Annotated in this window: 19 protein-coding genes; 4 read left to right on the forward strand and 15 right to left on the reverse strand. The window is 58.8% G+C overall.

Going from position 1 to position 22,539, the window contains the following annotated elements; all coding sequences use genetic code 11:
• Nucleotides 1-6: 6 nt before the first annotated feature.
• The 8 genes from sS8_RS04675 to sS8_RS04710 are packed head-to-tail and all read right to left on the reverse strand — an operon-like array spanning nt 7 to nt 11,651.
• Entirely contained in the window at nt 7-2,106 is a 2,100-nt protein-coding gene (locus tag sS8_RS04675; RefSeq protein WP_119628635.1) for a DUF262 and DUF1524 domain-containing protein, read from the reverse strand.
• A gap of 9 nt (nt 2,107-2,115) precedes the next feature.
• Nucleotides 2,116-5,094, reverse strand: a complete 2,979-nt coding sequence (locus sS8_RS04680; RefSeq protein ID WP_197716687.1) for a type I restriction endonuclease subunit R — start codon at nt 5,092-5,094, stop codon at nt 2,116-2,118.
• 4 nt (nt 5,095-5,098) lie between these two features.
• Nucleotides 5,099-6,253, reverse strand: coding sequence for a restriction endonuclease subunit S (locus tag sS8_RS04685; RefSeq protein WP_119628636.1), 1,155 nt, complete (start codon nt 6,251-6,253; stop codon nt 5,099-5,101).
• Nucleotides 6,243-7,382: a helix-turn-helix domain-containing protein gene (locus sS8_RS04690; protein WP_119628637.1), complete on the reverse strand. Its 1,140-nt coding sequence runs from the start codon at nt 7,380-7,382 to the stop codon at nt 6,243-6,245. Before sS8_RS04690 ends, sS8_RS04685 begins: the two co-directional genes overlap by 11 nt.
• Entirely contained in the window at nt 7,375-7,704 is a 330-nt protein-coding gene (locus sS8_RS04695; protein WP_119628638.1) for a killer suppression protein HigA, read from the reverse strand. Before sS8_RS04695 ends, sS8_RS04690 begins: the two co-directional genes overlap by 8 nt.
• A gap of 41 nt (nt 7,705-7,745) precedes the next feature.
• Nucleotides 7,746-9,251, reverse strand: a complete 1,506-nt coding sequence (locus sS8_RS04700; RefSeq protein WP_119628639.1) for a type I restriction-modification system subunit M — start codon at nt 9,249-9,251, stop codon at nt 7,746-7,748.
• On the reverse strand, nt 9,248-10,744 hold the full coding sequence (locus sS8_RS04705) for a type I restriction-modification system subunit M (protein WP_119628640.1): 1,497 nt from the start codon (nt 10,742-10,744) through the stop codon (nt 9,248-9,250). Before sS8_RS04705 ends, sS8_RS04700 begins: the two co-directional genes overlap by 4 nt.
• Before the next feature lie 13 nt (nt 10,745-10,757).
• A complete protein-coding gene (locus tag sS8_RS04710; protein WP_119628641.1) occupies nt 10,758-11,651 on the reverse strand; it encodes a WYL domain-containing protein in 894 nt (297 codons plus the stop codon).
• Between the two features lie 253 nt (nt 11,652-11,904).
• Between sS8_RS04710 and sS8_RS04715 the strand changes: the two genes are divergently transcribed.
• Together sS8_RS04715 and sS8_RS04720 are read left to right on the forward strand one after the other, a co-directional pair.
• Complete coding sequence (locus tag sS8_RS04715) at nt 11,905-13,047, forward strand: hypothetical protein (RefSeq protein WP_119628642.1); 1,143 nt, start codon at nt 11,905-11,907, stop codon at nt 13,045-13,047.
• An 11-nt stretch (nt 13,048-13,058) separates the two neighbouring features.
• Nucleotides 13,059-15,173, forward strand: a complete 2,115-nt coding sequence (locus sS8_RS04720; RefSeq protein ID WP_119628643.1) for an ATP-binding protein — start codon at nt 13,059-13,061, stop codon at nt 15,171-15,173.
• Nucleotides 15,174-15,742: 569 nt separating this feature from the next.
• Here sS8_RS04720 and sS8_RS04725 read toward each other — a convergent pair.
• Entirely contained in the window at nt 15,743-16,480 is a 738-nt protein-coding gene (locus sS8_RS04725; protein WP_119628644.1) for a hypothetical protein, read from the reverse strand.
• A 129-nt stretch (nt 16,481-16,609) separates the two neighbouring features.
• Between sS8_RS04725 and sS8_RS04730 the strand changes: the two genes are divergently transcribed.
• Entirely contained in the window at nt 16,610-18,184 is a 1,575-nt protein-coding gene (locus sS8_RS04730; RefSeq protein ID WP_119628645.1) for an AAA family ATPase, read from the forward strand.
• 6 nt (nt 18,185-18,190) lie between these two features.
• Here sS8_RS04730 and sS8_RS04735 read toward each other — a convergent pair whose 3' ends face one another.
• Genes sS8_RS04735 through sS8_RS04755 form a run of 5 tightly spaced genes read right to left on the reverse strand, consistent with a single transcriptional unit; the run spans nt 18,191 to nt 20,651 of the window.
• Nucleotides 18,191-18,460 (reverse strand): hypothetical protein, encoded by a 270-nt coding sequence (locus sS8_RS04735; RefSeq protein ID WP_079384645.1) that lies wholly within the window; start codon nt 18,458-18,460, stop codon nt 18,191-18,193.
• Complete coding sequence (locus sS8_RS04740; RefSeq protein ID WP_034016165.1) at nt 18,447-18,923, reverse strand: putative molybdenum carrier protein; 477 nt, start codon at nt 18,921-18,923, stop codon at nt 18,447-18,449. The genes sS8_RS04735 and sS8_RS04740 overlap by 14 nt, the downstream gene beginning before the upstream one ends.
• Entirely contained in the window at nt 18,920-19,336 is a 417-nt protein-coding gene (locus sS8_RS04745) for a hypothetical protein (RefSeq protein ID WP_119628646.1), read from the reverse strand. The genes sS8_RS04740 and sS8_RS04745 overlap by 4 nt, the downstream gene beginning before the upstream one ends.
• Nucleotides 19,333-19,977 carry a hypothetical protein gene (locus tag sS8_RS04750; RefSeq protein ID WP_119628647.1) on the reverse strand — a complete coding sequence of 215 codons (645 nt, stop codon included), beginning with the start codon at nt 19,975-19,977 and terminating at the stop codon, nt 19,333-19,335. Before sS8_RS04750 ends, sS8_RS04745 begins: the two co-directional genes overlap by 4 nt.
• A gap of 17 nt (nt 19,978-19,994) precedes the next feature.
• Nucleotides 19,995-20,651, reverse strand: a complete 657-nt coding sequence (locus tag sS8_RS04755) for a hypothetical protein (RefSeq protein ID WP_034016171.1) — start codon at nt 20,649-20,651, stop codon at nt 19,995-19,997.
• 142 nt (nt 20,652-20,793) lie between these two features.
• On the opposite strand from sS8_RS04755, the gene sS8_RS04760 reads away from it, so the two are divergent.
• Nucleotides 20,794-21,033: a helix-turn-helix domain-containing protein gene (locus tag sS8_RS04760; RefSeq protein ID WP_054286750.1), complete on the forward strand. Its 240-nt coding sequence runs from the start codon at nt 20,794-20,796 to the stop codon at nt 21,031-21,033.
• Nucleotides 21,034-21,487: 454 nt separating this feature from the next.
• On the opposite strand, the gene sS8_RS04765 is transcribed toward sS8_RS04760, so the two are convergent.
• Nucleotides 21,488-22,510 carry a replication protein RepA gene (locus sS8_RS04765; protein WP_119628648.1) on the reverse strand — a complete coding sequence of 341 codons (1,023 nt, stop codon included), beginning with the start codon at nt 22,508-22,510 and terminating at the stop codon, nt 21,488-21,490.
• Nucleotides 22,511-22,539: the final 29 nt, after the last annotated feature.

Raw genomic sequence — 22,539 nt, forward strand, 5'->3', positions numbered from 1 at the left:
CGGCAATCACTCTGTCACACGCTCATACGCTTGTCGGACCACGTTGATCGCGGCCGGCACATCGTCTTGCGAGTCCAGGTTGTACAGCACTCCACCCGTTTCAGTTGCGCCGATGATGAAGGCGAATTCCGTGGCATCCCGGGCCCTGCCTGATGGATCTTCGCAGTCGGCAAAATCCATATTCAGCAAGAGGCTCAGCCGCTGCTTGCGCGGGATGATTTCGACGAAGAAATCGAACACGCGGTAGATGACACTCCGATCATTGGGCAGCTCGACAACATCTTCACCAAATGCCTGGATCTGTGGACGTAAAGCCTCCAGTAAATTCTTTGCGATGTCATCCAGTTCCAGGTCCTCGATCCTGTAGTTGGCGGCAAAGGCCTTGTGCTCCTCCAACTCCCGTTGCTTCACGGCCAGCAAATCGACAACCAATGGTCGCCATACGGTCACGGCCTTCTCAGCGAGCAACTTGCCTCGCTGCTCGATGGTCGTACCGTCCCACGCCGATTGTTCGCGAATGAACTTGTTCAAGCGCAGCGGGCTCTCATCGAAACCACCGGAAATCGTTTTCTTCTCGGAAAATGGACGGTCGCTGTAAGTGGAGTTGTATCCGGTCAGCGTCAGATTGCCCAGGCGGTGTAACCACGTCTCCTGCACCGCTCTCCAGTCGCTACCGAGCATCGTTCGCCATTCCGGACGAAGATCCTCGTTCTGCGGCATAACGTGCTCAATGGAGAAGTTCGAGGTATCGATGCGCTCCTTGCTGAAGTTCTCAAGCCGATCCAGCAGATAGAAGCAAGTTCGCATGTCGTAGACATCGCGGGTTTCGAGCGCCTCGCGAAATTCGGTATCGCTCGGAAAGCGGCGCTTCTTGCCTTGCCGATACAGCGCCACCTTCAAACTGAGCAACGGCTGGCTCTCGGTGATCCGATAGGCGAGGCTTGCGAATATTTGTCCGAGGCTGCGCGTTTGCATGTCGCACACTGAACGCCGGAACACGAAACTTTCCAGCAATTCGACAGCCTCTACGAATTCATCGGTACGCAGGGTCTTGGCTCGGTCATGAAAGTCGTAAAGCGTCAGCACGACCGGCGAAGCCACCTCGACCAGGGAGCGCAAGCGGGCGAATGCTGCCTTTAATGCCGGCTGCTTTTCCTGTCCGAGACTGAATGCCGTGTAGTAGCTTCCAAAGCGGCGCAGGTCGCTGAGGATGCCATCGACACCACGCTTTTCGACAGTACGCGAGAAGTAGCTGCGGAACTCGTGATAGATCTCGGCCGCTTTCAATGGCGTGCCGGGACGCAGTTGCAGCGTCAGAAAATCCTTCACGAATTTATCGAACTCGGTACGGTAGCGCCGCCCGAAAGCCTGCTCGATCGGCTGCCAGTGTTCTTCGTAGAGCTGCGTCTGGGAGGACTCGTCCAGACGCATCAGCACGAAATTTCGAATCAGATCGGCCTGAGTCAAATCTACCCCAGTAGAGTTCAGGCTTTCAAAGATCATCTGCGGGTCATCTTGGCCGCGCGTCAGGCTCACATCCACGACCACCAGCTTCTTGATGCCGTTGTAGACGGTTTGCACGTCGGCCTGGGCGACCAAATCACGCAGGAACAGGAAGTTCTCCTTCACCCGTTCCGAGACAGCCTCTGGCAACGTCTTTCCATCCAGAAGCGCAATCAGCGTTTCGTGATCTGCCCGGCGCAGATGCAGCTTGTGCCGCCGCTCTCCCTTGCCGTGCCGGTTGCGCAGGTAATAGTCATCCAGCTCATCGGGCGTCGCTTCCTCCTCTCCCTGACCTGAGTTTCCAGGAAGCTGTGCCATCCGGTCACGAAGCGCGATCAACAAAAGCGTCAGGGTAGTAAGGCGTTGTTGGCCGTCGATCAACAACCAGCGAGTGATGGTGGCGGTGTTGTCCTCGGCTGCGACATAGACCACTGAGCCAAGGAAGTGCCCCTTCACATTTGGGTCGCTGCCGACGCGAATCACATCCTTCCACAGTTGCTGGCAGTGCTTCGTTCCCCAGCTGTAGTCGCGCTGAAAGATCGGCACGATGAATTGCTTCGCGCCCTGCAGCAGATTGGTAACCAGCGTGTCTTCTGCTTTCATGCTCGGGCCTCAGTAATACTGCCGGATGTAGCTGTACGCTTTCTCGAACAGCTCTTCATCGGCATGCAGCTTGTACTTGAACAAAGATTTCCTGAGCGCCTTCTTGATCTCGCGCTCGCCAGCGAGTGTGTCCTGCCAACCGGGAAACCGGACCAAGCGCACGATCTCGTCGATATCCGCCACCACGCGTTCGACCATGATCGGCGTCTCGGCGGTCTTTACTTCATTGAACAGCTCGGTGAGCGCCGCCTTGCCACGATCCTCGTCCTCTTCCGGAGGCGTTTCCTTTTCCGCCTGCAGCACTTCCTTGGCCAGTTGCAGCAGTTGCTTGAGAAACTCGACGCTGTTGAGCACACCGGACTCGAAGCGGTCGCGCAGGGCATCCAGGCGTTCCGAGAGCGCCTTGAACTTGGGGTTGCCTAGGTGTTTGCGTAACCGCCGGGCCACCTTGATCTCGATTTCCTTGGCCTTTTTAGGATCGGGATTCGAGAGCACCGCCTCCAGCAGATCAGCGTCCAGCACCAGCGTATCGAGATCGTCGCGCACGGCATCAACGTGCACGTTCTGGTGGATCAGCTCGATGGTCTTTGCCCCGAGGGAATGCCAGATCAGCTTGCCGTGACCGCTGGAGGGCTGCACCGACTGGTACACCTGCGAGAGCCACTTGTAGTCCCTCTCGTACTCACCGAGGATCGGATCTGGCGAGATGGCCTCCCAGAGCTTATTGAGCAGGCTGTACTCGACAGCGAAGTTGTCGCGTACCTCGTTGTTGGGCAGGCATTGCTGGGCGGCGATCAGCCCCTCGTAACCCTCGACAGTGCGATCAACGCCGGCAAAGAAAGCCAAGCATTTCTGCATCGCCTCCGGCAGCCGGTCCTTGAGCTCCTGAATATTCGACACCACCGCCGTGACGCTCTTGTCGTCGAACTCCAGCGCCTTGGCCACGTCGTCGAAGATGCCGAGGTAATCCACGATCAGGCCATGGGTCTTCTGCTCGGAGTAGGTGCGGTTCACCCGGCAGATGGCCTGGAGTAAGGTGTGATCGCGCAGCGGCTTATCCAGGTACATCGCCTGCAGGATGGGCGCGTCGAAGCCGGTCAGCAGCTTCGAGGTGACGATGATCAGTTTGAGCGGATCGTTGGGGTCGCGGAAGCGGTCGAGCAACCGCTCTTCCTCATCCCGCGTGCGCGCATAGGCCTTGTACTGCGGCTCGTTGGCGTTGACCGTCATCACGATGTCGGAGGCCTCCGGCGGCAGCAGCTTGTCCAGCTCCTGCTTGTAGAGCAGACAGGATTCGCGATCGAAGGTGACGATCTGGCCCTTGAAGCCGTTCGGTTCCACCTTGCTCTGGAAGTGCTGGACGATGTCCTCGCACACGCGTCGGATGCGCTCCGGGGTCTTCACCAGCACCGCCATCTTGGCAGCAGTCTTGCCAAGGTTGTCGCGGTCGAGGTCGGAGAGACCGCCGGTCATCTCCTTGAAGGCGGCATCGATGGCTGCCTTGTCGATGTGCAGCTCCAGCAGGCGCGGCTCGAAGTGCAGCTTCAGTGTCGCGCCGTCGCGGATCGACTCCTCGAAGCCGTAGCGGCTCAGGTAACCCTTGTCATCCTCCTCCGCGCCGAAGGCGTAGAAGGTGTTGCGATCGAAACGATTGATCGGTGTACCGGTCAGGCCGAACAAGAAAGCATTCGGTAGCGCATCACGCATTTTGCGGCCGAGGTCGCCTTCCTGGGTGCGGTGCGCCTCATCCACCAAGGCGATGATGTTGCCGCGATCATTCAGCACACCATCGGCTTCGCCGAACTTGAAGATCGTCGTGATGATGATCTTGCGCACGTCCTGCGCCAGCAGTTGGCGCAGCTTGTCGCGGGAGTCGGCCTTCTCGAGGTTGGGGATATCGGCCCCGGTGAAGGTGCCGGTGATCTGGGTATCGAGATCGACACGGTCGACCACGATCAGCACCGTGGGATTCTTCAAGCGCGGATGCAGACGCAGCTTCTGCGCCGCGAACACCATCAGGAGCGACTTGCCGGACCCCTGGAAGTGCCAGATCAGGCCCTTCTTGGGGTAGCCGGCCAGCACCCGCTCGACGATCTTGTTGGCCGCCTCGTACTGCTGGTAGCGGCAAATGATCTTGATGCGGCGCTTCTTCTTGTCCGTGGCGAACAAGGTGAAGTTGGCCAGGATGTCGAGCACCACATGGGGCCGCAGCATGCTCTCGGCAGCCAGTTTCAAGCCATTCAGCGGGTGCTTGAGCGCGTCGCCGTCGTCCTCCAGGTTCCACGGCCCCCAATCCTTGATGGGCAGGCCGAGCGAGCCGTAGCGATATTCCTTGCCTTCAGTCGCCACCGAGAACACATTGCAGACGAACAGCTCCGGCACGTGCTTCTCGTAGTCGTCGTGCACCTGCAGCGCGCCATCCACCCAGCTCACCGCCGAGCGCGTCGGCGTCTTGGCTTCGATCAACACCAGCGGCAGGCCGTTAACCAGCAGGATCAGGTCGGCACGACGCTCGGCGCTACCGGCGCGGAAAGTGAACTGCTGAGTGACGACGTATTGGTTCTGGTCGAGGCTGTCGAAATCAATAAGGCGAACCGGCACGTGCTCATTGTTCTGACCGAAGGGCATGGAACGCTCGCCCCTGAGCCATGCGGTGAATTCCTCATTGGCGCGGATCAGACCATCGGAGCGCACCGAGAGCACGATAGCGCGCAGCTTGTAGAGCACCTCGTCGGCGCGGTCCGGCTGGGCGGCAATCTCCGGATTGAGGCGGATCAGCGCCTCGCGCACCCAGGATTCAACCAGCACGTCTTGGTGCTGGCGGGGGATCTCGGCGCTGGCGACGCGGCGCCAGCCGATGCCCTTGTGGCTGCGGCCGTAGGCGGCTTCTGGTTCCCGAACGACATTGGCAGAGACCAACTTTGCTGGGCCGGAAAGCAGGTCGTAGAGGTAGGCTTCGACTGTATTAGATTCGTTAAAGATCGCCATCTGATTACCCTACGGACAATGCCACTTGGTGCGCGACTCGCCTCATTTCGGCAGTTTTCTTGAATCTCTCTGCCAACTGTCGCTCGTTAGCCTCAATTTCCTTTATGGACTCAACGATTTCACGTTGCCTATTCAAATCTGGAATGGGTATCGGGAATTCCTTCAATAGCCCGCAGCTGAGTGCATGCTGATTCGTGCCCTGTGACCAGTGGCGAAGGGCTTCGTAATTGCTCTCCAGTAGATAGAACAGATACCAAGGATCAAGCGTCTTGCTTGGGATAACCGCACCAAAGTTCTGATTGATGCAGGCGTCAATTGCCAGCATCGCGGCTCGTCCTCTAGTCTGGCCCTCTCCGATCATCGCAATGAGCGTCGAGCCCGCTGGGATCAGTGTCAGTGGGCATTCCTCAAGGGCCTGCTCAGTAATGAATTCATCTGCGGCGTCAATGATCCGATCATTCACCTTTCCAGTGGGCAACCATGGAATCGATCCCTTCCAGTATTCGTCTCTTGCCCTTCTGGGGGTCGTGCCGTTCCGTATGTCAGCTACAGCTCCCATTTTGACCTTCGGGCTATCGACCAACGAAAAAGCGTCAAGCGCTACCGACTTTCGCAGCTTCGTAGTTGCGTTACTTGCCGCACGGATGGCTTCGATCTGGTCTTCTAGAGCAGACAGCAAACTCACGCTTCGCCGCTGCTCCCCCAGTGGCGGCAACGCGAACTCTTGAATCGCGAGTGTTTTCCAGTTAATCGTCGGCGAGAGCGATCCGACCGAAATCTCCACCGCTCGATTCATGAACATATCACTCTGCATGAAGAAGGGCAGGAACTGCGGCAGCACAACCTCGGGCTTGGCGCGAAGCACCATCGCATGGGCCGAGCAAATGCCATCAAACTCGGCTACGCCCAGCTTGCGTTGATAGGCTCGGCGGCGACCGAAAATGATGTCGCCCTTCTTGAACATCAACTTGGTGGCTTCCACATCGTCCGGGCTGCCCCAACGCCGAATGCGCAACGAATCGGGATCGAGGTGTTCCAGGCCGACGTAATGCTCCATGCCGGATTCGGATGGATTGTCGATGCGGACATTGACGTTGGTGGCAATCTGATCGAAGCGCCAGACCTTCCAGCCCGGCTTGAGCGCCGCCCTATCCGCCATGCCCAGCCGCCCTTAATTGGAAGCTCTGCTTCAATCGGTTCAATACCGTGGCAAACGGCAGGATGCCGTCATGCTGCAGACGGCCTACGACAATACCGGGATGCACATTGATTTCTTCGGCGAACGCGAGAATCGCAGCCTCGGAAGTCAGTATCGACAGCCTCTCGACATACTGTTCCGGAATCAGAATATTTCCAGCCCACTGATTCGCCTCATGCTCTCGCGGGTCTTCGGTATGCGCCGCGTTGGGGTCATCGAGGAAGATGGATTTTTTCTCTTCCTTGCTGTTGGCGTGCAGCAGAATATGCGCCGCCTCGTGGAAGAAGGTGAACCAGAATTTGTCGTTGGTCTTGCCGTACAGAGATAGCTGGATCAACGGGCGGGAAACACCCAGCCAGCGGGCCACGCCACTGACGTGGGCGCGGGAGATTGCCGGCACCAATACCAGCAATACGCCTGCCTCATGCAGCAGCTTGCGCATTTGCGGCTCGAACTCGTGCGGCGGTAGGCAGGTCAAGCCGCGAATATTGTTCAGTGCCTGCTGAAAGCGGGCCCTGTTGTATTTGGGGTATTTCGGCCCGTCCAGTTGCTCGGCCTGCTGTTCACCCAGACGCAACCAGGCGGATATGGCGCCCACGTCGCACTGTTCCTCGCGACTGCGACGGAAGGCCATTTCCATGCCGCCGTAGTGGGCACGCCAGTCATCCGGTGAGGCCACGCCAAAAAAGCGCAGGCAGGCTTGCACCAGCCCCGGCTTGTTCTTGTCCACCACTCGCTGTTTCTCGATGGCACCGCTGGCCATCAGATCCTTGAGCGGCAGTTCCTCCAGCCAGGGCACCCAGTCAGCGTGACGCTGCTCGGCCTCCAGACGAGCCAGGTGTTTCTGGTAGTTGGCCTCCAGTGCCAGCCAGAAGTCCAAGGTGCTGCCCAGCACCCTTTCCAGGCGCTGCGCGGCATCCAGGGTGACCGGCACCTTGCCGTTGATCAGCTGGCTGATGTGTTTTTCGCTGTAACCCAAGCGCTGAGCGAGTTCGGCTTGTGTCCAGCCGCGCTCTTCAGCGACATCCAGAATGGTTTCACCAGGGGGCAGAACCCGGTCTGGCGCAAAGGGAGCACTCAGTTCAGTCATGGTAGTCCCCTATGTATTCAATGCTCACGATGGTGACTTGGCTCCAGTCGATGCCGCCGTCCGGCCGGGTTGGGCAGGGCTCGTTTGCCGGGGCAAACACCAGCCGCCAGCCCCCGGCAAGATCCAGCGCAAACTGGCCATCCCGGTCACCTTTGAGCGGGTGCGGGTTACCGGCGACCAGCTCGGTTACCCGTGCGGCGGCTTCCAGCTGCTGAAGGCGCAACAGGAGCTTGCGTGCGCAGGCCGCCCCGAGCTTCTTCTCGGCGGCGGCCTGTTTCTCACACAGCTCGCGGATTTTCTTGCTCCGGTACTGGATATTCAAGTCAACCCCAATCTTATCACTCTTTACCAATTTGGTAAATTCTAAGCACTCTGATTCAGCCCATCGAGCGTTTCCACCAACGCATCCATCTGCTGCCAGAAGGCGCGGCCGTCGCTTTGCCATTTCTCCCAGGCCGCGCTCAGGCTGACGGCCTCATTGGTTCCGTTGCCGTTCGCCGCGCTCGTCGACCGCTTTACATACAGCGGAATGGAGAGATTGGCGCCGTTGCGGATGATCTGGTCCAGCGTCGCCACCGCTGCAAAGCCATCGATCGGCGCGAAGGCGCGGAACGCTTCCAGGATGCGTTGTTGGTGTTCCGGCTTGAGGAAGCTCTGCGCCCGTTCGCGGGTGACTTCGTTCAGCGCGTCGATGAACAGCACCTTGCCCTTGCGTTCGGCTGGCTTCCGCCGGTTGCAGACCATGACGCAGGACTCCATCGGGGAGTTGTAGAAGAGATTCGGCCCAAGGCCGATCACCGCTTCTACCCAGTCCTGCTCGACCATCTTGGCGCGCATGGCCTGTTCCTCGTTGCGGAACAGCACGCCGTGCGGCCACAGGATGGCGCAGCGGCCACGGTCCGACAGGCTGGCCAGGATGTGCTGCTGGAAGGCATAGTCGGCCCGACCTTGTGGCGGAGTGCCGAGGAAGTTGCGCCCCCACTTATCCTGGCCCCAGGCTTCGCGGTCCCACTGTTTGATCGAGTACGGCGGGTTGGCGAGGATCACGTCGAACTTGCGCAGCCGGTCACCTTCGATGTGTTTGGGGTCGGCCAGGGTGTCGCCCCGGATGATCTGAAAGTCCTCGACGCCATGCAGGAACAGGTTCATCCGGGCGATACCGGATGTAATCAGGTTGCGCTCCTGCCCATACAGCTTGAGGGTGCGGTACTCGCCGCCGCTGCGCTTGACCTCGGCCAGCGCGGAAATGAGCATGCCGCCGGTGCCGCAGGTGGGGTCGTAGATCGACTCGCCGGCCTGGGGCGCGAGCAGTTGCGTCATCAGGTGCACGACGGTGCGGTTGGTGTAGAACTCGGCGGCCGTGTGGCCGGAGTCGTCTGCGAACTTCTTGATCAGGAATTCGTAGGCGTTGCCGAGCTCGTCCTCGGGCACGTTGGCGACCGAGAGCGTTTGCGTCGAGAAATGCTCGATCAGGTTCTTGAGGGTTTCATCCGGCAGGCGCTCTCGGTTGGTCCAGGGCGCATCCCCGAAAATACCGGCCAGCATGTCCGGGTTGGCTGACTCGATCTGCCGCAAGGCTGACTGGATCGCCATGCCGACGTTTTTCGGGACCTGGCGCACGTCCTTCCAATGCGCGCCATCTGGTATCTGGAAGCGATGGTTTTCGGCAAACTCGGCATAGGACAAGTCGCCGCCTGACTCCTTGAGCGCAGCCTGATATTCCTCGTCCCAGACATCGGAAATGCGCTTAAAGAACAGCAGCGGAAAGATGAACTGCTTGTAGTCGCCGGCATCGATGAGGCCACGCAGCAGCACGGCGGCGCCCCAGAGATAGGATTCGAGTTCTTGTTGGGTAATGCGGGCACTCATTGCAGCCAGCCTCCTTCCACCATGACCTTGGCCAGCCTGTCTTCCGCTTCCCGGCAGCGAGTGAGTGCACTCTTGAAGGACTCGATGGCTTCTGGCAGCGGCGGGATATCTTCCTGCAACGGCGGCAGGACATAGCGCGAGATATTCAGCGTCCAGTCCTCGGCCTTGATTTCATCGAGGCCGACGATGCGCACCGCGTCCTGCACATCCTCGAACTTCTCGAACCAGCCCTGGATTTCGAGGCCGTGCGCGGGCTCCAGATAGTTCTGGGCCCGACCGCGCCGGAAGAGCCTGGAGGCGTCGGCAATCATCACCTTTTGGCGCCGCTGGGCCGGCTTCTTCTTGCGCAGTACCAGGATGCAGGCGGCGAGGCCTGTGCCATAGAAAAGGTTGGGCGCCAGGCCGATGACCGACTCGACCAGATCCATCTCCAGTAGCTTTTGGCGGATACCGCCCTCGGCCCCTTTGCGGAACAGCGCGCCCTGGGGCAATACCACGGCCATGCGTCCTGCCCCTTCGGCCATCGACTTGACCATGTGCTGCACCCAGGCGAAGTCACCGCTGCTGGACGGGGGCAGCCCGGCGAAGTTGCGCCCGAAGGGATCGTTCACCCATAGGTCTTCGCCCCACTTTTCGAGGGAAAAGGGCGGATTGGCGATCACGCAATCGAAGCTCGCCAGACGGTCACCCTCGAAAAACGCCGGGTTGCGCAGGGTATCGCCGCGCACGATCTGAAAATCCTCGATGCCGTGCAGGAACAAGTTCATGCGGGCAATGGACGAGGTGGTGAGGTTTTTTTCCTGCCCATAGAGCTTGGCCCACAGACGCTTCACATCGCCGTGTTGTTCTTGAACGTGCTGAACGGCTGCCAGCAGCATGCCGCCGGTGCCACAGGCCGGGTCATAGATGGTTTCGCCCTCTTTGGGGTCGAGCATTTCGATCATCAGCCGCACGACACTGCGCGGGGTATAGAACTCGCCGGCCTTTTTGTTAGTGGCATCGGCAAATTTCTTGATCAGGTACTCGTAGGCATCGCCCAGCACATCGGATGCGATGTTTTTGTTGCCGAAGGAGATGCGCGAGAAATGCTCGATCAGATCTTTGAGCAGCGCGTCGGAGAGCCGATCCTTGTTGGTCCATTGGGCATCACCGAAAACGCCGTACAGGGTGTCCGGGTTGGCCTTCTCGATTTCGCGCATGGCGCGCTGCAGGGCGTTGCCGACGTTGGTCGCCACGGCGCGGACGTCATTCCAGTGACAGTCGTCAGGGATCTGAAAGCGATGCGACTCTGGGAAGAGGGCCAGTTCGGCATCGCCGGTCTCATCGACGATCTCGGCGTATTCCTCGTCCCAGACATCGCAGATCCGCTTGAAGAACAGGAGCGGGAAGATGTAGGTCTTGAAGTCAGCCGCATCCACCGGGCCGCGCAGGATGTTGGCGGACTCCCAGAGGTGGCCTTCGAGCTGACTGAGATTGATTGGAGCTTCTTGCATCAAGTCGTTCTCTTCATGCTTGGTCCGGCGATCGGTAGCCAGGCGCGAGCACCGCGTTCCTGACGCCGTATAGGGCCAAGGGGTTCTTTAGCCAGAGCCGGTACTCCGGCCCTCTCAGGCTGTGATCGGGCGAGCTGTCCACACTCCACTTGCGCAGAATGTATCCAGCCGTGGCGGCGCGGAGCTTCATGCGTAGCACGCCATCCCGCATGCCGTAGTCCATCTCCGTAACCTCAGAACGTGGCTGGTCCGGATGGGGAATCAGTTCCAGTTCGACGATTCGCGTCCATTGGATGTCCTGGTCGCCGCGCTCATGGGCCTGCACTTCTTCATCGCGCAACAAGACCGGGCGCTTGATCCGGGTGATCACGAAATCCCGAAATTCCTGAGACTTGCGATCGAAGGCCCGAACATGCCAGCGCAGGCCGTTGTCGATCAGCGCAAAGGGAACGATCTGGCGCTCGGTCTGACCGCTTGAGATCGAGTGGTACTCCACCCGAATAGGACACTCCTGATGGATCGCGCGCGTCACACAGGCCAGCACATCCAGATCGGGATGCGTGAGCCTTGACGGGATTTCACTTGCCACCCACGCCTTGAGCTGGGAGGGCTCTCCGTCTCCGAAGCCTTGCGTCAGCCAGGACAGAACCCGTTCAGGCGGAAAGTCGAAGAGCGGCTTGAAGTCCTCTCCAAGGACGTAGCACTTGGCCTTGGTGTCGTAATCGATGTTGCCTGGTGCCAGCTCCTTGTAGATCGCCAGGTCACGCGTGGCGGCGGCCGACTGGATTCCAAACCGCGACACCAGGTCCTGGCGGCGGATATCTCCGATGAAGCGCACGCGCAGTTCCACGAAGGCAAGGCGATCGCGCTGCGGCTGGGTAAGGTCGTCAAGCTGTTCGTCAGACATCCTTGGGGCTCATGCGGGTTAACGGATGCTTGTGATGATAGTTGCGGGTAGTATATGGCACGCACTACAATCCGTCTATGCGATTCCCAGAACGCCCATGTCCGCATTTTTATGATTATGACCATGCAGCAGCAGGCGGATCGCTCTCTATAAAAAAGGAGCGAACCTGCATGAGTGGAAACCGTAGGACCCAGCCAGGACTCCCCAACAAGGGTTGGCATCGCGCTGAAGCAGCGAAAAGTCAGGAGGGGGCATGATTGACCCGGCAAGCCAGGCCCAGCTGAAAGCGGCCATCGCAGACTGCATCGGAACCGATCAAGGGGTGCTGGATGCTCTGCGAGAAGAAATTCAGCCGTTGAAGAGTGCCACGCGTCGAATCCAGCCGCGCGCCACGACGTCGATCTCACTGGTCGGCACAGATGGGGGAAACAACCAGCTTCAGTTCGACCCCTTCCTGATTCAGTTGGTCCGAGTCGTAGATAGCAGCAACAACGAGTACTGCCTTGAAGCAGTTTCGCCCACGACACCGGTGCAGAAACTCAACCAACGCCAGTTCGATGAGGACGGGACGCCCAAAACAGCATTGGGTGAAATGATGGTTTTCCTGGGAGTAGACAGCCTGCAGGCGCTCTCCCATATGATCCGGCCGACGGATAGTGGCAAGCCGGTTTCTCCCAGCTGGGTTCAGGTTTATCGGGAGCTGGTCGAGTGGGCGATCCTGTTCAAGATCCTCGATAAAGATTACGGCACTGACACGTTGATCATCTGCGACGGCCTTCTGCGAAGCAAGGTGTTCGCCAAAGAGCTATTCCAACGTCTGCTCCAAGGAATGAAGGAGCGTATCGACAAGCAATGGAGCAAGAGCCGGCGGCGAGTATATCTCGCGGGTGTAGCCAAGCACAGCAAAGTGCTTTCTCGGTATCGCTTGGCCATGGCTCTGGAAGGCGTTCTTCAGACTGATTATCCCGCCTACGTCGAGGTACCCCGCGAAGTAGAGGAAAAGGCATACGTCTGGTCGGAGTTCGCACGAGGCGATGACCGTACTGGCGAGGGCGGCGAAATCAACAAGTTCGTTGGCGGCAAGATGTTCCTGGTGAAGTTTGGCTCTCACCGCCGCGATCCCGTGTGGCCAATCGACATCTTTGTTCCACAAGTCAGCGAGTCCCAGGCAATTCTCGGGTCAATGCTTGCGGATGCGATCAACGGTTTTCCCGTTCCCCATTACCCACGCTGCCTGCAAAAGGCGCATGAGAATGCGGCGCTGGTCGATTTCGACTTCGATATTTTGCAGGACTTCATCTACGAGGGTGTGCGTTCGAGTCTCGGTGGCGACGCGGGCACATTGGATGCGTTTCAGCTGCAGGACGCCGATCCTGCGCAGCGTCGGTACGGATAAGGGAGAACAACATGGCAGAAATTCAACTCTTTCCCAGAGAACAGGTCGTCGGAATCTTTCGTGGTTTCCAGCAGGGAGGCATGGAATTCCACGCCGACCTCGTTTTGCCGTACCGAAACGAGTTCCAGAACATCCCGATGCACGGGCAATTCCTTATCGTCCAACTGGAGACACCCGATGAGGCGGTGTTGGGTCGCATTGCCTCCTTTTCCTCTGAGGGCAAGCTGTCGTTTGGCTCCGGCGAGGAATTCAACATCCGTGCAGTTCGCGAGGAAAGGCCTATTCCGGAGGATTTGCGTGAGCAGTATCTCAAGTATCGGATCAACATCCGCGTGCTCGGTGTTCTACGCAAGAACGGCAACGGGCTGACATTCGTTCCCTCCCATCGTCGACTTCCCCATGTTGGCAGCAAGGTTGCCTTTCCAAGCGCCGAGGTGTTGCGCGAGATCGCAGGACACAACATTGATGGCGCTCCCATAGGCCATCTGGCTTTCGGGGAATACATCTACGCTGCCGGCAACAAATCATTCCAATCGCAGGAATGGATGCAGGTGGTCGACCCAGAGGTGCTGGTTCGCTTCCCGATCGAGTCCCTTGTCTCTCGCCGCAGCTTCATCTTTGCCCGAGCGGGCTTCGGTAAATCCAACCTCAACAAACTGCTTTTCTCGAAGCTCTACGAAAACACGCCCTTCGTGACCAAGCGCGCAGGCAAGCAGGTCCCTGTGGGCACGGTCATCTTTGACCCGGATGGGGAGTATTTCTGGCCAGACGACAAGGGCCGGCCAGGCCTGTGCGATGTCCCGGCGCTGGAAGACAAGGTCGTCGTTTTCACCGACCGAAAGAATCCAAGCCCTTTCTACCAATCGTTCGTTGCGGGCGGTATCAAGCTTGATATCCGTCGCCTTCGGCCTGGGGATGTAATTTCAATTGCACTCGGAGCTGAGCGCCAGGAACAGCAGAACGTGCGGAAGCTCAGGGGGCTTCCACAAGATCGCTGGGAGTCGCTGGTCAATCTAATAGACGCCAATGGCAACACCACGCCGCTCGAAGACGTATGTGGACTGCTCGATCTCGACCCTCAGCGACAGGAGGCCGAGGCGCTGGCAGCCCGGGGCAACATGACAGCGATCGTGAAGATGCTGCATGACAAGAGCAGTCAGCTCATGGACATGCTGGTTCATGCGCTTTCCGAGGGAAAGCTGTGCGTTATCGACGTCTCCCAGATGCGCGGGGGCCAGTCCCTGGTGCTCTCTGGCCTGATCCTGCGCCGGATCTTCGATCGGAACCAGCAAGAGTTCACGGCCGCTGACCCCAAGACCATCCCGACGATCGCCGTTGTCGAAGAAGCGCAATCTGTGTTGAACGAGAACGCACCTGCCGCCGAGCCTTACATTGCCTGGGTGAAGGAAGGCCGTAAATACGACCTCGGGGCACTGCTGATCACGCAACAACCCGGCAGCATCCCAGTCGAGATCCTCAGCCAGGGCGACAACTGGTTCATCTTCCATCTGTTGTCCGCAGCCGACCTTACATCCCTGAAACGAGCCAACGCCCATTTCAGTGACGACCTTTTGAGTTCGCTACTCAATGAGCCGATCCCAGGCCAAGGTGTGTTCTGGAGTTCGGTGGGAGGCAAACCTTATCCGGTCAGCCTCCGCGCACTGTCGTTCGAGAAGATGTATTCAATGCGGGACCATGACTACAACCAACCTGTAGGGAATACATATGCGCAAACGCTGCGCAGCACTTTCTCTGGAATGAAGCAGAGTGCTGCGGCAGACCGGGTTCCAGACGCAAACGCTTCAGGCTCGCTCTTTTCCGCTGAGACTGGTTTCGAAGACTCCGAGCCAGTGGACGTCATGGCAACCATAGAGCAGCGAGCGATTGATGCCTTGCAAGGAGATACCGACATCCGCCAGAAGCTCGAATCTTCGAATGGCATGCCTTGGTATGGAGTTCAGCAGTTTCTGATTGACCACCTGCCGGAACACTTGGAAGACCGCCGTCAGTTTGCGTACAACCTGGTTTCAAAGGCGATGAATGCGATTTTCGGCTCACAACCCAGAGGATGGGAGACGTTCAAGAGTACGTCGACGGGCAAGACTTGGATTAGGGCTCACAAGTGACCAGCTGCTGACGCTTGAACACAAGAAACGATGCATAGAAGATTAATTGGCACCTCCACATGGAGGCTGGTTTTGTTGGCGTAACAATCGCCCTGCGGTTTTGCCTCTCATAGAGCATAGTGTGGTAGCTTGGGGCCAAGTGCCACACTATCGCCACCATTCTTGTCACATTTTCAACACACGGTTCGCACAGAGTTGCCACGTTGCTACCACCATGCTGCCACTCTGTTCACACCATTAGGTCGCAGCCCGACCTGATCGCACACACTTTTTTCTGGTCACAAAGGCCCATGCACCGTTACTCCCTAACCTGGGCACAAGATAAGGAATAACAATCAAGAGATTTGGAATGTACGTTCGCGGATGTTGGAATGTACGTAGCCGGAAATAAGTTTTTCGCTGTCTGATCATGTGCCCGAACAACAGAGCATTGGAAAGAACGTTGCGCCTTGTTGGAAACAACGTAGTGCCAGATAGGGAGTAACGGGGCATGTGACCAGCCAACGGTTATTGCGATCAGCGCAGTTCGATTTGAAAGCCCAGAGGCTGGAAGCAGCGTATTTTTTTGCCTACTGAGCTGGCGGCATGCCCGCGTTGCCGCCGCTGCGGAAATGGCTATCAACCAGCTTGGCGATGTCGCCAGGCTGGGCTCCTGCGTTGAATGCAAAGCGCAGCGCCTGCTCCAGTTGTTGCCAGCCCTGCGCTGAAGTGACATTACTGCCTAATGTTTCGGTCAGACGGAACATCAGCCCTTCCAGCAGCTCTTCGTCACCCACGTCCGATGCGGTCTGCTCCGCCAGGGCCAAGAGGACGTTGCGCGCAGATGCCAACGAGTCGATTGGTACCCCGGCCAATGCTGTAGGGGTGCTGATGACACGATCCACCCTGACGACTGTCGCCAAATCAAGGGCTTGATCGACGCCCGGCTCGATCTCCATGCGGATCAGCACATCGCCAGCCAACAGAAAGCGGGTCTTGATAAGCCCCGGCTGCTCATCCTGAAACAACCACACCGACTGCTTGTCGGCCAGCAGCTTGCCTAGCACGAGCTTGCTGTCATCCAGTGCCCCACGATCCTGCCACTGGTGCAACACGTCGCTACGCAGGCGCCCGCCTTCCACACCGAGGTGGTGCAACAGGCCGACTAGTCGTTTGGCGGAGATCACCTGCTCTTTGCCACGTAGCCAGACCGAGAGGTTGGCAGTGCGGATACCGGTGGCTTCAGCGATCCGCCCCAGCGTTTCCCCGCGCAGTCGTATCAAGGCGGCGGCAAAGCCTGGCAATTGTTCGTTGGCAAGGGTTGGCATGTCGGGATCTCTAAATTCACTGTAAATCACTATAAGACTTATTGGCTGACAAGACGAGAGTACGGAGCTTGGCGATTCGCGTAAATCGCATTTATAGTAAATTATAGTTAGGCAATCTGAGAGGCCATCATGCGCAAACCAAAGCAAGCCCGCCCGTTGCGCCTGCGGGAATACGAAGCCGCCATTGCTGCGCTCAAGGCGCGACACCCCTGGCTTGCCCGGCAAATCGTCGAACCCGCGCCGGGGCATTTGGCCGTGGTGGCACATCTGTTTGCCCAGGTGGAATGCCTGCTGCCGCCCACAGTGGTCGCACGCAAGGGCTCACTGTCGGTGAGTTGCAACCGGGATCGCCTGGCCATTCATTACCAGCCGCCGCGACGCCACAGCGAACGTGCAGCAGCCGTGTTCGATCTGATTGCCCAGACCAAGCACCTTTCGCTGCAAAAATGCCCCGTTTGCGGTGTACAGGTTGTCGGGGACGGCATCCGTCCGAAACGCTGCCCGCAACATGACGGCATCCAAGGATTGTTTGCCGAAGAAGTGCGCCGCAGCCGCCAGCTCATCGTCGAACAGGGTGTACAGCAGGTGGTGCTCGATCTGGGCAAGGTGACGACCGAAGATGTACGCGCCGCCATAGCGGTTGAAGATGAGCCCGTCCCAAGTGAGGCCAAACCGGAGCAGGTTCAGGAGCAGCCGACAGAAACCGCTAAATCAATGCCCTTACCGAGCATCGTCTTTGTCGATGAAGCCGGGCTGGAGGCGTTCGTGGATCGCCACCGACCGAAAGGCGATGACAAGTTCAAGCGCGCGCAGGCGATGGCGGAGCGGATCAAGCGGGCGGGCCATGGTAGCCGCCAACTGGGCCTTCTGCCCCCGGACTGGAAAGCCCTTCTGGATGAGTTCGCGCAGGCCTTTCCAAACTTCCATGAACTGGCCGAGCTGCTACGTGACCACTTTGCCCTGTCCAGCCTGGGCGATAGCCGCGTGTCCTGGCCTGCCGTGTTGCTGGTCGGCCCGGCGGGCATCGGCAAAACCGAGGCGGCACGCTGGCTGGCCGATCAGCTCGTGCTACCGTTTCGGGTCTTCGACATGGCAAGTACGCAATCAAGTTCGCCGCTCGCCGGTTCCGAATCGTTCTGGAGCAACTCCGAGCCAGGCCAGCTCTTCGAGCTGCTGGCCTACCAGCCACTGGCCAACCCGGTGGTGGTGCTCGATGAGCTGGATAAGGCCAGCAACGGGCGACCGCAATACGATCCGCTGGCGGCGCTCTATACCTTGCTGGAACCGCGCAGTGCGCGGGATTTCATCGACCTGTCGATCCGCGACTTTGCCATCGACGCCAGTCATGTGAATTGGATGGCGACCGCGAATGAGCTGGATGCCATTCCGGGGCCGCTACGCTCACGGTTGACGGTGTTGCACATTCAACCGCCCAGGCCGGAGCAGGTCAGAAGCATTGCGCAGTCGATTTACAACCGACTCCGCGACGAGTCGAGCTGGGGCAACGCCTTTGCCGAGAGGCTGGATGATGATGTCCTGTCCCGTCTGCAAGCCTTGCCGCCGCGCAGTGTGCGTCTGGTTCTGCAGCGGGCCTTGGGCGCAGCGGCTCGTGATGACCGAGGAGTCGTCCAGGTGCAAGACATCAGGCCGCTGGTCGAGATCAGCCGCCGTTGCGTTGGCTTTGTCAGCGAGGGATGGAATTGAGGTTGCTCAGCGCTGTCTAGATAACCAGGCCGCACCGGCAGCCAGCGCATCGGCCTCACTGGCATAGGTTGTCGATGGGCCGCTGATAATGCAGGGCTGGGTTTCGCCGTCGCCTTCCACCGTCCACAGCTCCCAGGTTCCGTCGTTTTTCCAGCTGGGGATGGCGGTGTAGGGTTTGTCTTTCAGCGCAGCCAGCGCGGCATCCACTTCGGGACGGATCTGCAACTCACCCGAGTAAATATAAGGTGTCGCGCAACGGGCATCAGATCGGTTCATGTTCCGTACTCCAGAAAAGCTCCAGTAGCGCGCTCGCCTGCAGGTAAATACCGGGGTTGCGTGCTTCACTCGGGCCAGCAATGTTGAGAATAGCGACGGGATGGCTAAGCAACCAGCCTTGCCATGCCGCCAACAGCTCTTCTGTAGGGGCATGCAAATCGCACAGTAGAAGTGGCTTGCCATGTCCCGTCGCCAGATCGCGAGTGAGCAGGCTGCCACCTTCGAGCCTGCTCCGGTAAAGGATCAGTGTGGCATCAGAGTCCAGCACATTGCGTTTGGTGCGCTGGCGGTAGCCGCTGGATTCGGCCTCCACCAACTGGTAGCGAGCATCCAGGATGCCATCAGCGGCCCGTCGGCCTGCCGGGCACCAGCCGCCGTGCGGAATTTGCTGGGCAATGGCGAAATCCAGCGCCGCCCGGTCTACGCCGGTCTGGCCGCCGGAGAGGATGCGCTGAATGCTCACCCTTGCCCCGTTGCGGCGACCGTGCAACTCACTTGAACCTCTGCGCCGAGCTGATCTGCCGAGAGCTGGCCGATGCGTCCGCGCTGGCTGGCAAGCTTCAGTTGCTTGCGCACCTGTGCCAGGCTGCGCTTTTCAATAACCGCTGTATAGCTTGCACCCAGATCACCATCAGGATCGATGAACAGCTCGATCCGCTTCACCGGCAGGCCGAATACCGTGAAGCTGCGTGCCGGCGTCAGCACCCAACTACCGGGAGCATTGGGTGCAATGCCGTCCAGCACGTGTATTGGCAAGGCTTGTCGGCATTCCACGGCGGCAGCAATGGTCGGCTCGATCCGCAACCAGTGGTTGAGGTCTGGGGCGGTGCCATCCATCAGTACAACCGGCATGGCCGCCAGCAGCAATGCTTTCATCCCTTGATGTTCCTGATCCAGAAACGGCGGTCATCAACCGTGAAGTTAGGGTCATAGCCGACCAGCGTCAGCAACGAACCAACATAGTAAAGGCCGAACTGATTCATCAGCCAGCGCTCCATCGCCGGGTCGCTTGGCAGCTTACTGTACGGGGGGATTGGCCCGTCACCGCGAACCTGGCCGCTGGTTTTGCCGGAGATGGAAAAGCTCATCCAGGTCAACACGAAATTATTCGACTGTTTCGGCAGCTCCGGCGCGCAAAGCGACAGATTGCTGAAGCGCTCTGAGCGCTTGGCGTCGTGCCAGAGCACTGCGTCAAAGCGAATGCAATCACTGGCTTTGAGCGTGAGGCTGCGGGTCAGCGTCATCTGATCAGCCGGAATTTGCAGATTGCTGATCACCACCTTGGGCCACTCCGGGGCGCGACCGTCGGTAGAAAGATTGTGGCACAAGGCGTTATGCAGCGGGGTGCTCAGCAAACTGTTGTAGTTTGCTGCGCTTGCGGGCGTAGCCGCTTGCGACAGACTGGTTCCAATGGATTGTCCCAGTCCGTTCAGGGAATCCAGCGCTCCCTGCATGCCGGTAGTGGCACAACCCGTCAAGACAAAAGGCAGAAGCAGCAAGCTCCGGTAGTGTGTCATCGCAGATCCTCGCGAGGTTATCCGTTGAAGATGGCATTGAGCCGGGCGCACCAGGTTTCCGCCGCCCGACGACTCATGGGAAAACTGAGCACTGGTCGTTGCGGATCGGCGGTTTGCAGCTCGATGGCGAAGTCTTTGGCGCGTACCGTGCGCTCGAAGGTCGGCACGCTCATGCCGCTGGCGTTGATCTGACGGCTACCGCCGTTCATCTCCATGCTCTCGACCTCGCGCCAGGTGATCTGCCAGCTGAGCAGCCAGGAGAAATCGTGGATACGCCAGGCTTCATCCACGATTGAGCAGACAGCCAGTTTGCGATGCTGCCGGTCAAACACCAGAAAGGCCGGCGCGGGGTAGCCCAAGAGATGTCCAGCATCGAATGACAGGCTCTGCTGGGCGTTGATTCTGGCGACAAGGGCCTGACAGCGAGCCTGCAAGCGCGCCAGAAAGCGGAAGGACAGCGTGAAGATCGCTAGTGAAATCAACAGATAGAGCATCAGCTCACTGGTCAGCAGCCCCCACAGCGACGACTGTGACAGACGCGCAGGCCCCACGCCGAACATCGCCAGTACAAGAATCAGCGCAAAACCAGCGGCAGCCAGCCCTGAAAGCCCAGCCACCGGAACAGCCAGCCCCGCAGCCGCACCCATCCCTGCAGTCTTCCAGACGCGTGCCATACGTCACCGCCTCCATGTTGTTACTCATAGAGGTCATTTTAGGGGTTCAAGGCCTCATTGTCACTCATAGAGCGTGCTCATATAGAGCGTGGCCTTATATGGCGGGCACTCATAGATTCTTTCTTTTTGAAAAGAGAGAGATATGGCCCTTGATCCGCGAGTGCGCTTTGGCCTGAAGCTGATTGAGATACGGAAGACCAAAGGGTGGTCGCAAGAGCGCCTGGCGTTGGAGAGCGGCTTGGCCCGCAGCTATTTGGGTGGGGTTGAGCGCGGCCAGCGCAACATCGCGCTGCTCAACATCTTCAAGCTGGCCGAAGCGCTGGAAGTGGAGCCTTCGGTACTGCTGGAGGCGCCGGCGGCTGGACAGGAGGCAGCACCGTAACATCGTAGCGCTACGTTATCGTAACGTTACGATGTCATCTGACAGGGGGCGAGTTGCCCCGGCAGGCCTGTCGATAGCATGTCGAGAAAACCGACGCCAAGTAGCCCTGTTTTTCGAGTAACGAGTAGCCGCGCAGCGACCGGAGGGAGCGAAGGATTTTCCACAGCCGCAGGGCGGTAGCTACTAGGTATTTATAAATACTAGGAAAAACCTAAAAGCAGAACTACTAGAGGCGACCTCTCCTCCTGGCTGAATCGCCGTCCCAGCGGGGCTTACAGGCGACCTGACACGTTGATCTTGACTAGCGATGTCACGTAAAACGGCTAGTGATGTCACGTACCGATGACTAGCGATGTCACGTGGATAACTTGCAGAAATGGCACCAAAGCCAGTTCTGGCAAGGGTTTTAGCCTTGCTAGTGATGTCACGTGGACAACCCGAAAAGCCCACAGGCTTACCCCCTCCTCTTGGTGGCTGCGATATGCAGGCGTGCAGGGGTGAGGATCAGGTGATCTTTCGTTTCCTCGATGTGGTTCCGAGCCTCGGGATAGAACAGCAGCGCTTCGTTTAGCCGGAGGCGGAAATTGGTCTTGAAGTTGGCCAGCCCCTTGGGAGTATTCGCATAGCCAGAGCCGAACTGCATCATCAGGCCAGTCCATGGCACGTGAACAAGCCGTTTGCCTCCTTTGCTTGCCCCAACGTTCAGGGTGAACATGCGGTAGACCAGCCATGTGTAGATGTCCATCGCCAAAGGCGACTTTATGAGCGCGCGTAGTGCCTCCATTTTGAGTGGCACGGGGGCACTGATCAGACGTTTAAAAAAGTCTGTGCTCAAGGTGATCGAGCTTTCCCATGCCCCTCGTCGCACCGTATCGCGAGAGCTCCAGAAGACGAACGCCTCCTCCGCGATGAGGATGTTTCTGACGTGCAGCGCATCGCCATCTGCACCACCGACGGTAATCATCGAATGCACCAGCCGCAAGCTCTGGTCACGCACTCGCGCGATGTACCGGCCATCATTATGCAGATCGAGGCTTTGCAAGAATGCCGCCTGGGAACGCCCAAGCGATAGATCGGGACTACCTGTGCGAACGGCTTCAGTACACATCCACGCCAGCAGCAGGCGCGGCAGCCCGCCATACGGTACGCCATAGTCGGGGTTGGCTACGATGGAAAGGCTCAGCTTGCCCGTGCCGCGTTTGAAATGGTTGGTCTTGGGGTCTGTATGAGGAAGCGTGGCCTGCGCCAGAAAGTGTGCGATGTAGCCTGTAGCGCCTGCGTTGCGGGCCTGCTCGATCTCCAGCTCCACAGCTTCGTCGATCAAGTAGCGCACCCGTGGAGTCAATGCATGGGCGGCGTCGTGCTGCTCCGCCTGCTTCACCACCTCGGTGGCATTCTGCCTGATCCGCTCCAGCGGATCGCGCTTGAGCGTGGCTTCTGCCACACCAGCGTCCAGCAAATTGCCCACGCTGCGCATCGCCAACTCCTGACCCTTGACCTGCGAGA

The sequence above is a fragment of the Methylocaldum marinum genome (assembly GCF_003584645.1).
GTDB lineage: Bacteria > Pseudomonadota > Gammaproteobacteria > Methylococcales > Methylococcaceae > Methylocaldum > Methylocaldum marinum.

Coding starts and splice junctions, on each gene's coding strand:
- sS8_RS04715 (WP_119628642.1), top strand. CDS start 11,905: ATGATTGACCCGGCAAGCCAGGCCCAGCTGAAAGCGGCCATCGCAGAC.
- sS8_RS04680 (WP_197716687.1), bottom strand. CDS start 5,094: ATGGCGATCTTTAACGAATCTAATACAGTCGAAGCCTACCTCTACGAC.
- sS8_RS04700 (WP_119628639.1), bottom strand. CDS start 9,251: ATGAGTGCCCGCATTACCCAACAAGAACTCGAATCCTATCTCTGGGGC.
- sS8_RS04705 (WP_119628640.1), bottom strand. CDS start 10,744: ATGCAAGAAGCTCCAATCAATCTCAGTCAGCTCGAAGGCCACCTCTGG.
- sS8_RS04725 (WP_119628644.1), bottom strand. CDS start 16,480: ATGCCAACCCTTGCCAACGAACAATTGCCAGGCTTTGCCGCCGCCTTG.
- sS8_RS04755 (WP_034016171.1), bottom strand. CDS start 20,651: ATGGCACGCGTCTGGAAGACTGCAGGGATGGGTGCGGCTGCGGGGCTG.
- sS8_RS04745 (WP_119628646.1), bottom strand. CDS start 19,336: ATGAAAGCATTGCTGCTGGCGGCCATGCCGGTTGTACTGATGGATGGC.
- sS8_RS04760 (WP_054286750.1), top strand. CDS start 20,794: ATGGCCCTTGATCCGCGAGTGCGCTTTGGCCTGAAGCTGATTGAGATA.
- sS8_RS04765 (WP_119628648.1), bottom strand. CDS start 22,510: ATGCGCAGCGTGGGCAATTTGCTGGACGCTGGTGTGGCAGAAGCCACG.
- sS8_RS04735 (WP_079384645.1), bottom strand. CDS start 18,460: ATGAACCGATCTGATGCCCGTTGCGCGACACCTTATATTTACTCGGGT.
- sS8_RS04690 (WP_119628637.1), bottom strand. CDS start 7,382: ATGACTGAACTGAGTGCTCCCTTTGCGCCAGACCGGGTTCTGCCCCCT.
- sS8_RS04730 (WP_119628645.1), top strand. CDS start 16,610: ATGCGCAAACCAAAGCAAGCCCGCCCGTTGCGCCTGCGGGAATACGAA.
- sS8_RS04720 (WP_119628643.1), top strand. CDS start 13,059: ATGGCAGAAATTCAACTCTTTCCCAGAGAACAGGTCGTCGGAATCTTT.
- sS8_RS04685 (WP_119628636.1), bottom strand. CDS start 6,253: ATGGCGGATAGGGCGGCGCTCAAGCCGGGCTGGAAGGTCTGGCGCTTC.
- sS8_RS04750 (WP_119628647.1), bottom strand. CDS start 19,977: ATGACACACTACCGGAGCTTGCTGCTTCTGCCTTTTGTCTTGACGGGT.
- sS8_RS04710 (WP_119628641.1), bottom strand. CDS start 11,651: ATGTCTGACGAACAGCTTGACGACCTTACCCAGCCGCAGCGCGATCGC.
- sS8_RS04675 (WP_119628635.1), bottom strand. CDS start 2,106: ATGAAAGCAGAAGACACGCTGGTTACCAATCTGCTGCAGGGCGCGAAG.